This window comes from Aquabacterium sp. UBA2148, from assembly GCF_002328915.1.
Lineage (GTDB): Bacteria > Pseudomonadota > Gammaproteobacteria > Burkholderiales > Burkholderiaceae_C > Aquabacterium > Aquabacterium parvum.
Window position 1 is genome coordinate 1 of the sequence record NZ_DCXA01000091.1, and the last position, 12,313, is coordinate 12,313.

Annotated in this window: 10 protein-coding genes; 9 read left to right on the forward strand and 1 reads right to left on the reverse strand. The window is 64.8% G+C overall.

The window, feature by feature from the left end:
- Window positions 1–1,784: threonine--tRNA ligase (thrS, locus tag B2W70_RS04880; RefSeq protein WP_286743421.1), on the forward strand; the 1,784-nt coding region annotated here is incomplete at its 5' end.
- Window positions 1,785–1,805: 21 nt separating this feature from the next.
- Here thrS and B2W70_RS04885 read toward each other — a convergent pair.
- Window positions 1,806–4,577, reverse strand: a complete 2,772-nt coding sequence (locus tag B2W70_RS04885) for an ATP-binding protein (RefSeq protein ID WP_286743441.1) — start codon at window positions 4,575–4,577, stop codon at window positions 1,806–1,808.
- Window positions 4,578–5,100: 523 nt separating this feature from the next.
- Here B2W70_RS04885 and infC point away from each other — a divergent pair.
- The 8 genes from infC (at window position 5,101) to B2W70_RS04925 (ending at window position 12,230) form a co-directional block, all read left to right on the forward strand.
- Window positions 5,101–5,649: a translation initiation factor IF-3 gene (gene infC / locus B2W70_RS04890; RefSeq protein ID WP_058089204.1), complete on the forward strand. Its 549-nt coding sequence runs from the start codon at window positions 5,101–5,103 to the stop codon at window positions 5,647–5,649.
- Between the two features lie 253 nt (window positions 5,650–5,902).
- Window positions 5,903–6,106: a 50S ribosomal protein L35 gene (gene rpmI / locus B2W70_RS04895; RefSeq protein ID WP_028601240.1), complete on the forward strand. Its 204-nt coding sequence runs from the start codon at window positions 5,903–5,905 to the stop codon at window positions 6,104–6,106.
- A gap of 55 nt (window positions 6,107–6,161) precedes the next feature.
- On the forward strand, window positions 6,162–6,521 hold the full coding sequence (gene rplT / locus B2W70_RS04900; protein WP_058089095.1) for a 50S ribosomal protein L20: 360 nt from the start codon (window positions 6,162–6,164) through the stop codon (window positions 6,519–6,521).
- A gap of 101 nt (window positions 6,522–6,622) precedes the next feature.
- Window positions 6,623–7,672, forward strand: a complete 1,050-nt coding sequence (pheS, locus tag B2W70_RS04905) for a phenylalanine--tRNA ligase subunit alpha (protein ID WP_058089094.1) — start codon at window positions 6,623–6,625, stop codon at window positions 7,670–7,672.
- A 90-nt stretch (window positions 7,673–7,762) separates the two neighbouring features.
- Complete coding sequence (gene ahr, locus B2W70_RS04910; RefSeq protein ID WP_286743432.1) at window positions 7,763–8,800, forward strand: NADPH-dependent aldehyde reductase Ahr; 1,038 nt, start codon at window positions 7,763–7,765, stop codon at window positions 8,798–8,800.
- Between the two features lie 20 nt (window positions 8,801–8,820).
- Window positions 8,821–11,250 carry a phenylalanine--tRNA ligase subunit beta gene (gene pheT / locus B2W70_RS04915; RefSeq protein ID WP_286743434.1) on the forward strand — a complete coding sequence of 810 codons (2,430 nt, stop codon included), beginning with the start codon at window positions 8,821–8,823 and terminating at the stop codon, window positions 11,248–11,250.
- 25 nt (window positions 11,251–11,275) lie between these two features.
- Entirely contained in the window at window positions 11,276–11,635 is a 360-nt protein-coding gene (locus tag B2W70_RS04920; protein ID WP_058089091.1) for an integration host factor subunit alpha, read from the forward strand.
- A gap of 73 nt (window positions 11,636–11,708) precedes the next feature.
- Complete coding sequence (locus B2W70_RS04925) at window positions 11,709–12,230, forward strand: MerR family transcriptional regulator (protein ID WP_286743439.1); 522 nt, start codon at window positions 11,709–11,711, stop codon at window positions 12,228–12,230.
- The last annotated feature ends 83 nt before the right edge of the window (window positions 12,231–12,313 follow it).

Consider the following 12,313-nt stretch of genomic DNA (forward strand, 5'->3'; position numbering starts at 1 on the left):
CCCGCCTGGTCGATACTTCATACCGCATCGAGGCCGATACGCAACTGGCCATCGTCACCGAGAAGGACGCCGACGGCCTGGATGTCATCCGCCACTCGACGGCCCACTTGCTGGCCTACGCGGTCAAGGAGCTGTTCCCCGAGGCGCAGGTCACCATCGGTCCGACCATCGAAGACGGCTTCTATTACGACTTTGCCTACAAGCGCCCCTTCACGCCCGAAGACCTGGCCGCCATCGAAAAGAAGATGGCCGAGCTGGCCAAGAAGGACGAGAAGGTCGAGCGCCGCGTGCTGCCGCGCGACGAGGCCGTGGCCTATTTCAAGAGCCTGGGCGAGCACTACAAGGCCGAGATCATCGAGAGCATCCCGGCCGACCAGGACGTGTCGCTCTACAGCGAAGGCGCTTTCACCGACCTGTGCCGCGGCCCGCACGTGCCCTCCACCGGCAAGCTCAAGCACTTCAAGCTGATGAAGGTGGCTGGCGCCTACTGGCGCGGCGACCACCGCAACGAGCAGCTGCAGCGCGTCTACGGCACGGCCTGGACGAGCAAGGAAGACCTGCAGCTGTACCTCACCCGCCTGGAAGAAGCCGAAAAGCGCGACCACCGCAAGCTGGGCAAGGAACTCGACCTGTTCCACATCGACGAGCACGCGCCCGGCGTGGTGTTCTGGCATCCCAAGGGCTGGACCGTGTGGCAGGCCGTGGAGCAGTACATGCGCAAGGTCTACCGCGACAACGGCTACCAGGAGGTCAAGGGCCCGCAGATCATCGACAAGACGCTGTGGGAGAAAACCGGCCACTGGGACAAGTACCGCGAGAACATGTTCACCACCGAGTCGGAAAAGCGCGACTACGCGCTCAAGCCGATGAACTGCCCCGGCCACATCCTGATCTTCAATCAGGGCATCAAGAGCTACCGCGACCTGCCCATTCGCTACGGCGAGTTCGGTCAGTGCCACCGCAACGAGCCCACCGGCGGCCTGCACGGCATCATGCGTGTGCGCGGCTTCACGCAGGACGACGGCCACGTCTTCTGCACCGAAGACCAGATCCTGCAGGAGTGCGTGGACTTCACGGCGCTGCTGCAGAAGGTCTACGCCGACTTCGGCTTCACCGACATCATCTACAAGGTGGCCACGCGCCCTGAAAAGCGCATCGGCTCCGACGAGGTGTGGGACAAGGCCGAGAACGCGCTCATGGAAAGCCTCAAGGCCACCCACAGCGAGTTCACCATCGCCCCGGGTGATGGCGCCTTCTACGGCCCGAAGATCGAGTACACGCTGAAAGACGCGCTGGGTCGTCACTGGCAGTGCGGCACCATCCAGGTCGACTTTTCCATGCCCGAGCGCCTGGGCGCCGAGTACGTGACCGAGGCCAGCGACCGCAAGCACCCTGTGATGCTGCATCGCGCGATCCTGGGCTCGCTCGAGCGCTTCATCGGCATCCTGATCGAGCAGCACGCTGGCGCCTTGCCTGTGTGGCTGTCGCCGGTGCAGGCCGTGGTGCTCAACATCACCGATGCGCAGGCCGACTACGCGCGTGACGTGGCGGCCGCGCTGAACAAGGCCGGCATCCGCACCAAGCTCGACACCCGCAACGAGAAGATCACCTACAAGATCCGCGAACACGCGCTTCAGAAGGTGCCTTACTTCATCGTGCTGGGCGACAAGGAAAAGGAAGCCGGCAAGGTGGCCGTGCGCGCCCGTGGCAACCAGGACCTGGGTGTGATGGACCTCTCGGAGCTGACCACACTGATCAACCAGGCGACGAACGAGCGCAGTTGATCAGATGGCCGGGCCGCTCCCTCAGCCTGGGGGCGGTGCCAGCCAGCGCTGCAATGTCAGCGTCAGCCGCGTGAGCTCGAAGGGCTTGGGCAGGTGGTCGTTCATGCCTGCATCGATGCAGCGCTGCCTGTCGTCCAGCGACGCGTTGGCCGTCATGGCGATCACGGGGACCTGCTGACGGTGAGGCATGGCTCGCACCAGGCGGGTCGCCTCCAGGCCGTCCATCTCGGGCATTTGCATGTCCATGAGGATCAAGTCGAGCGCTTGATTCGGGTTTGCTGCCATGGACACCGCCTCGCGACCGTTGGTGGCGGTGTGCACGGTCAGGCCATGCAGTTGCAGCAGCTCGCAAGCCAGTTCTCGGTTGAGTTCGTTGTCCTCCGCCAGCAGCACGTTCAGGCCGGCAGGCAGCTTGACCATCATCGGCAGGCTCGAATCGGCTGGGGTGGTCGCGGTGTCCAAGGCGTCTGTCGGGTCGGGTTGCGTCATGGGGATCTCCAGCCAGAAGGTGGAGCCTTCACCAGGGCGGCTGTCCACACCGATGTGTCCCCCCATGAGCTCCACGATGCGCCGGCTGATGGCCAGTCCAAGGCCGGTGCCGCCAAAGCGGCGGGTGGTTGAGTTGTCGGCCTGCTGAAATGGTTTGAACAATCGAGTTTGGGCGTCGGCATCGATGCCGATGCCCGAGTCCTTGACCTCTGCCCTCAGCAGGCTGCGCTGTTGCGCGTCCTGCGTGATGCTCAGGCGGATGTCGATGTGCCCCTCCTCGGTGAACTTCACCGCGTTGCCTCCGAGGTTGAGCAGCACCTGGCCGAGCCTGAGCGGGTCGCCTTGCATGCTCTGAGGCACTTCGGCGTCGGCGTGCGCCGACAGCGTCAGGCCTTTCGAGCGTGCCTGGTCTTCGAGTGTCCAGGCCAGTTGGCGCAGCAGCGTGCGGGGCTCGAAGGGTTGGCGCTCGATCTCCAGCTTTCCCGCCTCGATCTTTGAAAAGTCCAGGATGTCGTTGATGGTGCCCAGCAGCAGCTGACTGGCTCCTTCCACTTTGCGCAGGTGGTCTCGAACGCGTGTGGGCTCCAGCAGGTCGTCGCGAAGCAGCAAGGCCGTCAGCCCGATGATGGCGTTCAGTGGCGTGCGGATTTCATGGCTCATGGTGGCCAGGAAGGCGCTTTTGGCCTCGTTGGCGGCTTCGGCCGCTTCCTTGGCTCGTTTCAGCGGGGAGATGTCTTGCAGGGTGATGAGCAGGCCATCATCGAGCAGTTGTCCGCCAATCAGCACGTCGAGCGTGTGGCCATGCCCTGTCTTGACCTGGTATTCGCGTGCCGGCACGGTGCCATCGCCGTTGCGGGCCAGCTCGATGTCCTGCTGCCAGCGCAGGATCACCCACTCGCGGTAATCCGGGTCGGGGTAAGCGCGTTGGAACCACTGCTCAGGGTGGCGAATGTCCTCTGCCGTCAGGCCGAGCTGGCTCATGTAGCGCTGGTTGACGGACACGACCTCGTTGCCGCGCTGGAAGGCCATCGCCACTGGTGCCATTTCGTAAAGCACCTTGAAGAGCTTGTCGCGCTCGGCCGCAGCTTGAGCCAGCCTGGCTTGCTCTGTGTCGGCCTCGGCCTGGCGCCTTTGGGTGATGTCCCGAGCGAGGGTGAGCACGTGCAATTGCTGGCCGTGCAGCTTGCGTGTGCTCGAGAGCTCAAGCCAGCGCGGACCGGATGGCGCATTCAGGCAGATGCTTCGCCCCAGGTCTCTTCCTTCTTTGCGCGCGGTGTCAACCGATGCCTGCATCAGTTGGGCGGCAGCCTCGGGCAGGAAGGCTTCGGGGGGCTGTCCGATCAGCCTGGTGGCATCTGCTTCGATGGCGCTGCCCTCGCGGCCCGCGAAAGCGTTGACGACCCGGCCGTTGGCGTCGAATTCGATCAGCCAATCCGGGATCGCCTCCAGGGTGGCAGCCAGGTCTGCACGCGCCACTTCGGTGTCCTGGTGTGCCTGTTGCAGGGCCTCAAGCGCGCCATGAAGGGCCGAGGTGCGAGCGCTCACGCGGCGGCGCAACTGCATGTTCCAAAGCAGCAGCAGGCCAGCGCCCAGCAGCACCGTGGCTGCGGCCCACCAAGCTTGTGGGGGCACGTGAGGTGCGCGACTTGCACCTCCCAGCCACTTGTCTTGCAGCGCCTGCTCCTCTGCCTCGGAAATGGCTTGCATGCCCTTCTCGACAAAATCCAGCAAATCGGTGCGACCTTCCTTGACGGCGCGGTGCGCCTGGCCGGTGTAGAGCACGAACGACTGCTTGAACTCGGTGTCGACGCCGAGTTTGTAGAGGTAGAAGCGCGCAGGCCCTTCGTCGATGCAGAAGACCTTGACCTCTTGTCGTTGAGCTGCGCGAATGAGCTGTTCGTAGTTGGCGTAAGTCGCGATGGTGCGCACGCCCGCTGACTGCAGTTGTTCGACGCAGGCGTCACCGTCCTGTGCCCCAATGAGGAAGCCTTTGAGCGTGGCGGTGTCGTGGATGCCCAGGATGTCGCCGTGGCTGTAAATGCCGACGGGCATGTCCGCGTACGGACGGGAAAAGTCGTATTGCGCTTCCCGTGAAGGGGTGCGGTAGATCAGGTCAATGACATCGGCCTCGCCGGATTGCAGTGCTTGCAGCGCTTGGGCCCAGGGGCGAAGGCTGAACTCGACTGGCACCCCTGTTTTGCGGGACCACAGGCGCCAACGGTCGATGAGCAGCCCCTCCGGCCCGCCATCGCTGTTGCGGTAGGTGTAGGGCGGGAAATTTTCGTCGCTGACGACGTGCAGCACCTTCAAGCCCGTGGCAGGGGCGGGTGGGGCAGGAGATACCTGGGCGGCAGGAAGGCCGCTGCAGAGCAGCAGGCAGGTCGCTGTCAGGCTCAGCAGGAGCCGTCGCCAGCAATGGGGCAGGGGCATGGGCGATGGGGGCGTTGGAGGTGTCGAAACATCGCGGGGGCCATGAACGAAGTCTGCCATGGGCGTTCATTCGGGTCCTCTGTGAGGCCTTGGTGCGATCGTTGGGTTTGCGCAACGTGCCTGGAGCGTGTAAACTTTCGCGCGCTAAGGTCAGTTGATTGCGCCGTGTGCGCAGGCTCTGGCTCTGTGCGCGCCCGGGGCAACAAAGAGCCTTGGCGCGATGTCGATGAAGACTTCTGCCTCGCTGCCTTGAAGCTCGACCCAGACATCGCCGGTCAGGTCTGACGCGTGCCGCGTCTGTTCATGCAGTCTGGACAGCCGGTCGCCAACCCGCCGGGCGCGTGTTCACCGACCATTGGTTCGAGCGATTTCAACGCCGGGCCCGAAGGAAACAGACATCGCTAACTTCTTTGACCGCCGCACGCGCAACGACGAGCGCAAGCACCGGCTGAACCGTGAAATCACTGCACCCGAAGTCCGCTTGAACGGACCGGAGAACGAGCCCCTCGGCGTCGTCAGCATCCAGGAAGCCCTGCGACTGTCGGCCGAGCACGATGTGGACCTGGTCGAGATCTCCGCCACGGCAGATCCCCCTGTCTGCCGCCTGATGGACTACGGCAAGTTCAAGTACCAGGAGCAGAAAAAGGCCCACGACGCCAAGCTCAAGCAGAAGGTCATCGAGGTCAAGGAAGTCAAGTTCCGCCCCGGCACCGACGAGGGCGACTACCAGATCAAGCTGCGCAACCTGCGCCGTTTCCTGGAAGACGGCGACAAGGGCAAGGTCACGCTGCGCTTCCGCGGTCGTGAAATCACCCACCAGGACCTGGGCATGCGCCTGCTGGAGCGTGTGCGTGACGACCTGCAGGACTGCTCGCTGGTCGAGAACATGCCCAAGCTGGAAGGGCGCCAGATGATCATGGTTCTGGGCCCCAAGAAGAAGAAATAATCTGTTATCATCAAAGGCTTTGGTGGGTTTGCCCTGTTTGTGGGGTGCCCGCCGGCCGAAGCCGACAGCAGTCTGCGAGGCGGATCACCCAGGGGCAACCCAGGTTGAGCCGCCTTGTTGCTTCTGGCGGCCTCCAAGCCGAAGTGGTGCTTTCTGAAGCGCCGCTGAGGCAATCAAAGTGCCTGCAGGCCATCAAGACACGGACGTGGGTTGCCGTGGCGCCTGACAGGAACAAGTCATAAGGAGCATCAACATGCCCAAGATGAAGACCAAGAGCAGCGCGAAAAAGCGTTTTCGCGTTCGTCCCGGTGGCACCGTCAAGCGCGGCCAAGCCTTCAAGCGCCACATCCTGACCAAGAAGACCACGAAGAACAAGCGCCAACTCCGCGGCGCCGTCAACGTGCACGAGACCAACATGGGCCACATGGCTCAGATGCTGCCTTTCGCCGGTCTGTAAGACCCGCAAGCAGCCGTCTCGATCCGTCCTCTAGTCAACGCAGAAGGAGCTACACATGCCTCGCGTCAAACGTGGCGTTACCGCCCGTGCCCGTCACAAAAAAGTCCTCGCCCTTGCCAAGGGTTTCCGCGGTCGCCGCAAGAACGTCTATCGCATCGCCAAACAGGCGGTGATGAAGGCCGGTCAGTACGCCTACCGTGACCGCCGCGCCAAGAAGCGCGAATTCCGCCGCCTGTGGATCGCTCGCATCAACGCCGGCAGCCGCGCACTGGGCCTGACCTACAGCAAGTTCATTGCTGGCATCAAGAAGGCCTCGATCGAAATCGATCGCAAGGTCCTGGCTGACATGGCTGTCAACGACCCCGCTGCTTTCGCCAGCATCGTTGAAAAGGCCAAGGCCCAACTGGCTGCCTGATTCCGCAGCACCCATGTCAGACTGATGGCCGCCGGCGTGCCGGTGGCCTCGACTGAACCCAAGGCCAACCCCGTGTTGGCCTTTTTTTTCGAATGCATCCGATGAACGACTCGTCCAGCGACCTGCAGACCCTGGTGCAATCGGCACAGTCCGCGTTCGACGCCGCCGCCACGCCTGCTGACCTCGAAAACGCCAAAGCCCGGTTCCTGGGCAAGTCGGGCTCGCTCACCGATCTGCTCAAGGGCATGGCGGCCCTGAGCCCCGAAGACAAGAAGACTCGCGGCGCCGCCATCAACCAGGCCAAGCAGCAGGTCGAAGCGCTGCTCAATGCGCGCAGGCAGGCCTTGGCCGATGCCGAGCTCGCGCAGCAGTTGCGCGCCGAATCGCTGGACGTGAGCCTGCCGGGCCGTCGTCGTGGTGAGGGCGGCCTTCACCCCGTGTCGCTGAGCATCGAGCGCATCGAAGGCATCTTCGGCTCGATGGGCTTCGCCGTGGCCGACGGCCCCGAGATCGAAGGCGACTGGCACAACTTCACCGCGCTGAACACGCCGGAAGACCACCCCGCGCGCTCCATGCACGACACCTTCTACGTCGAAGGCGGTCACCTGCTGCGCACGCACACCAGCCCGATGCAGGTGCGCTATGCCATGCAGCATGTGCAGGATCACGCCGAGCAACTGGCCCGTGGCGAGCGCATCCCCGAGATCCGCGTGATCGCGCCGGGTCGCACCTACCGCGTCGACAGCGACGCCACCCATTCGCCGATGTTCCACCAGTGCGAAGGCCTGTGGATCGGTGAGTCGGTCAGCTTCACCGACCTGAAGGCCGTGCTGGGCGACTTCTTCAGCACCTTCTTCGAGACGGACGAGCTCGACATCCGCTTCCGCCCGTCCTTCTTCCCGTTCACCGAGCCCTCGGCCGAGGTGGACATCGCTTTTGCCTCTGGCCCGCTCAAGGGCCGCTGGCTGGAGGTGGGCGGCGCCGGTCAGGTGCACCCGAACGTGGTGCGCAATTTCGGCCTGGACCCCGAGCAGTACATCGGCTTTGCCTTTGGCCTGGGCCCGGACCGCCTCACCATGCTGCGCTATGGTGTGAACGACCTGCGCCTGTTCTACGAAGGCGACCTGCGTTTCCTGCAGCAGTTTCAGTGATCGCTCGAGCGAGGACAGGGCGCCTGTCCTCGTTGTGATCGCTGCGAACTGCGTGTCAATGTCTCAACCCTGTCTGATGAGGATGCCCGCATGACCACCACCGCCACGAGCCCCACCACGATCCAGGCCTGGGCTGCTCAAGAAGCTGCCAAACCCGTCGTGCCGTTTTCGTACGACCCGGGTCCTCTGGGCGCCGAAGAGGTCGAGATCCGCGTCGAGCACTGTGGCCTGTGCCACTCCGACCTCTCGCTGATCGACAACGAGTGGGGCTTCTCGGCCTACCCGATCGTGGGTGGCCACGAGGTGGTGGGCACGGTGGTGGGCTTGGGCGATCGCGCCAAGGGCCTCAAGCTGGGTCAGAAGGTGGGCCTGGGCTGGATGTCGATGAGCTGCCAGACCTGCCCGAGCTGCCTGAGCGGCCAGCCGCAGCTGTGCCGCGCTGGCGTCGCCACCATCGTGGGCCACCATGGTGGTTTCGCCGAGAGGGTGCGCGCGCACTGGCTGTGGGTCAGCCCGATCCCAGAAGGGCTGGATCCGGCCAAGGCCGGCCCGCTGCTGTGCGGCGGCATCACGGTGTTCTCGCCCTTCCTGAACTTCGACATCAAGCCCGTGCACCGCGTGGGCGTGGTGGGCATCGGCGGTCTGGGCCACCTGGCGCTGAAGTTCGCGCGGGCCTGGGGCTGCGAGGTCACGGCCTTCACGTCGAGCGAATCCAAGCGCGACGAGGCGCTGCAGTTGGGCGCGCACCGCGTCGTCTCCAGCACCGACCCGAAGTCGATGAAGGCCATCGCGGGCCAGCTCGACATGGTGCTGGTCACCGTCAACGTCATGCTGAACTGGAAGGCGCTGATGTCCACGCTGGCGCCCAATGGCCGCCTGCACCTGGTGGGCATCCTGCCGCAGCCGATGGAGGTCGAGGCCTTCCCGCTGATCGGCGGGCAGCGCAGCGTGTCGGGCTCGCCCACGGGCTCGCGCCAGGACATCGACACCATGCTGGCCTTCGCCGCGCGCCACGGCATCGAGCCGCAGACCGAACACTTCCCGATGAGCCGCATCAACGAGGCCCTCGACCACCTGCGCGCCGGCAAGGCCCGCTACCGCGTGGTCCTGGACGCCGAACAGAACTGAATCCCCGAGGATCCCTTTCCATGCAATTCCCCGAGTCCTGGTTGCGCACCTTCTGCAACCCCGATCTGAGCACGCAGCAACTGGCCGACCTGCTGACCATGGCCGGCCTGGAGGTCGAAGAGCTGCAGCCGGTGGCGCCGCGCTTCACGGGCGTGGTCGTGGCCCAGGTGCTGGAAGTCGCCAAGCACCCGGACGCCGACCGCCTGAACGTGTGCAAGGTGGACGCGGGCACGGGCGAGGCGCTGCAGATCGTCTGTGGCGCGCCGAACGTGCGCCTGGGCATCAAGGTGCCTTGTGCCACGGTCGGGGCCGAGTTGCCCCCGGGTGCAGATGGCAAGCCTTTCGTCATCAAGAAGGGAAAGCTGCGTGGCGTGGAAAGCTTCGGCATGCTGTGCTCGGCCAACGAGTTGGGCGTCTCCGATGAGTCCAATGGCCTGCACATCCTGGCCGACGACGCGCCAGTGGGCATCAGCATCCGCGAGCACCTCCAGCTCGACGACACGCTGTTCACGCTCAAGCTCACGCCCAACCTGGCGCACTGCCTGAGCGTGGCCGGCGTCGCCCGCGAGGTCTCGGCCCTGACCGATGCACCGCTGCAACTGCCGGCCAGCGAGCCCGTCAAGCCCACCATCGACGATCGCCTGAAGGTCAACGTCGAGGCCGCAGATTTGTGCGGTCGCTTCGGTGGCCGCGTGATCCGTGGCGTCAACCCGCAAGCCAAGACGCCAGCCTGGATGGTCGAGCGCCTGGCCCGTTGCGGCCAGCGTTCGGTGTCGGCCCTGGTCGACATCTCCAACTACGTGATGTTCGAGCTGGGCCAGCCGTCGCACGTGTTCGACCTGGACAAGATCCAGGGTGAGCTGAGTGTGCGCTGGGCGCGCGCGGGCGAACAACTCAAGCTGCTCAACGGCAACACCATCACGCTCGATGAGCAGGTGGGCGTGATCGCCGATGGCGGCCAGGTTGAATCGCTTGCCGGCATCATGGGCGGCGACGCCACCGCTGTGGGCGACGACACCCGCAACGTCTACCTCGAAGCCGCCTTCTGGTGGCCCAAGGCGATCGCCGGGCGCGCGCGCCGCTACAACTTCTCGACCGACGCTTCGCACCGCTACGAGCGTGGCGTGGACCCGGCGCCCACCGCGCAGCACATCGAGCGCATCACCCAACTGATCCTCGACATCTGTGGCGGTCAAGCCGGCCCGCTCGACGACCAGAAGGTGCACCTGCCCGAGCGCAAGCCCGTGACGCTGCGCCTGTCGCGCGCCCAGCGCGTCATCGGCATGCCGGTGAGCCTGGCCGAGGTGCAGGCCGTGTTCCAACGCCTGGATCTGCCTTACGGCACGCAGGCCCAGGGCGACGACACCCACCTCATCGTGACCCCGCCGAGCTGGCGCTTCGACATCCAGATCGAAGAGGACCTGATCGAAGAGGTGGTGCGCGTCATCGGTTTTGACAAGCTGCCGCGCCGCGCGCCCAAGGCCCCGGTGGTTTCCGAGGTGCGCCCTGAGGCGCGCCGTGGCCTGTACGCCGTGCGCCGTGCCGTGGCCGCTCGTGGCTACCAGGAAGCCATCACCTTCAGCTTTGTCGAAGCCCGCTGGGAAGCCGATTTCGCCGGCAACGCCAACCCCATCCAGCTGCTCAACCCGATCGCCAGCCAGTTGTCGGTGATGCGCTCGTCGCTGATCGGCAGCCTGGTCGAGGTTCTGCGCACGAACCTGGCCCGCAAGGCCGATCGCGTGCGCCTGTTCGAGGTGGGCCGCGTGTTCCGCCGCGATGCTTCTGTTGCCGATGGCATGCAGACGGTCGCTGGTTTCGATCAGCCCGTGCGCGTGGCTGGCCTGGCTTATGGCCCGGCCGATGCGCTGCAATGGGGGCAGACCGCGCGCCAGGTCGATTTCTTCGACGTCAAGGGCGATGTCGAGTCGCTGCTGGCGCCGCTGCAGGCCAGCTTTGTGGCTGCAGAGCACCCGGCCTTCCACCCCGGCCGTTGCGCGCAGGTGATGGTCGCTGGCCGAGCCGTGGGTTTTGTCGGCGAGCTGCACCCCAAGTGGCGTCAGGCTTATGACCTGCCTCAGGCCCCCGTGCTGTTCGAGCTCGATGCCGACGCGCTGGTGCAGCGCCCCGTGCCGAGCTTCACCAGCGTGCCTCGCATGCAATCGGTCTTCCGCGATCTGGCGCTGGTGGTCAACGACCGCACCGCGCACGATGCGCTGATCGCCGCCATCCTGTCGGCAACGACCGATGGCCTGGTGCGCGGCGCTCGCCTGTTCGACATCTACAAGCCCAAGCAAGCCGTGGCCGGCATCGCCGAAGACGAGCGCAGCCTGGCCGTGCGCATCGAGCTGCGCGACGACGAGCAGACGCTCAACGACGAGCGCATCGAAGCCGCCGTGCAATCCGTGTTGCAGAATCTGGCCGACAAGGTGGGTGCGCGCGTGCGCGCCTGAGGCGTGAGAAGGGGAGAGACCACGCATGAACGACAAGATCAGCGACCTGACGGTGCTGTTGCCGACCATCGAGACGCCCACGCTGACCAAGGCCGAGCTGTCCGAGCTGCTGTTCGAGCGGCTTGGCCTGAACAAGCGCGAGTCCAAGGACATGGTCGAGGCCTTCTTCGAGCTGATCAACGACACGCTGGTGCAGGGCACCGACGTGAAGCTGTCGGGATTCGGCAACTTCCAGATCCGTCAGAAGGCGCCTCGCCCCGGGCGCAACCCGCGCACCGGCGAGGCCATCCCCATCAAGGCCCGCCAGGTGGTGACCTTTCACGCCAGCGCCAAGCTCAAGGGCATGGTGCAAGGTGACATTCCCGTTGGTGACGACTTGGAGTAAAGTTTGAGGTCCTGTCGGAATCTGATTGATCCGACAGGCTTTTTTGCTTTTGCGTCCTTCAGCAGCAGGGAACATGGACCGAACCAGCCACGACCTACCGCCGATCCCGGCCAAGCGCTACTTCACCATCGGTGAGGTCAGCGAGTTGTGCCGCGTGAAGCCGTATGTGCTCCGTTACTGGGAGCAGGAGTTCGTGCAGCTCAAACCCATGAAGCGGCGGGGCAACCGCCGTTACTACCAGCATCACGAGGTGCTGCTGATTCGCCGCATCCGCGAGCTGCTGTACGAGCAGGGCTTCACGATCAGCGGTGCTCGCAACCGCCTGACCGAGTTGGGGCATGCTGCACGCACCGAGGTCGAGGACGACGAGCTGGCCTTGCCCGATGCGCTGCCTCCGTCCTCCGCTTTGATCGCGTCCGAGCGCCTGGCTGGTGGCGGTGTGCTGATGGCGTCGCGTGCTTTGCAGGCATCCCCGTCCGTCATGGCCGAGTCGGCCTTTCTCGCGCCCGAGCTGCCAGACCTGTCCAAGCTGTCTCCCGAGGCCGCCGCCAGCCTGCGTGCTTCCTTGTTGTCGATTCGCGACCTGCTGTCGTGAATGCAGGCGTTCAGCTTGAAATGACGACAAAAAACATGCTATAGTCTAATTCTTGTCGGGGCGTAGCGCAGCCTGGTAGCGCA

What these genes read in the sequence shown, in the direction of transcription:
- pheS (WP_058089094.1), top strand. Translation starts at nt 6,623, where the DNA reads ATGAACGACTCGTCCAGCGACCTGCAGACCCTGGTGCAATCGGCACAG.
- rplT (WP_058089095.1), top strand. Translation starts at nt 6,162, where the DNA reads ATGCCTCGCGTCAAACGTGGCGTTACCGCCCGTGCCCGTCACAAAAAA.
- rpmI (WP_028601240.1), top strand. Translation starts at nt 5,903, where the DNA reads ATGCCCAAGATGAAGACCAAGAGCAGCGCGAAAAAGCGTTTTCGCGTT.
- B2W70_RS04920 (WP_058089091.1), top strand. Translation starts at nt 11,276, where the DNA reads ATGAACGACAAGATCAGCGACCTGACGGTGCTGTTGCCGACCATCGAG.
- B2W70_RS04925 (WP_286743439.1), top strand. Translation starts at nt 11,709, where the DNA reads ATGGACCGAACCAGCCACGACCTACCGCCGATCCCGGCCAAGCGCTAC.
- pheT (WP_286743434.1), top strand. Translation starts at nt 8,821, where the DNA reads ATGCAATTCCCCGAGTCCTGGTTGCGCACCTTCTGCAACCCCGATCTG.
- ahr (WP_286743432.1), top strand. Translation starts at nt 7,763, where the DNA reads ATGACCACCACCGCCACGAGCCCCACCACGATCCAGGCCTGGGCTGCT.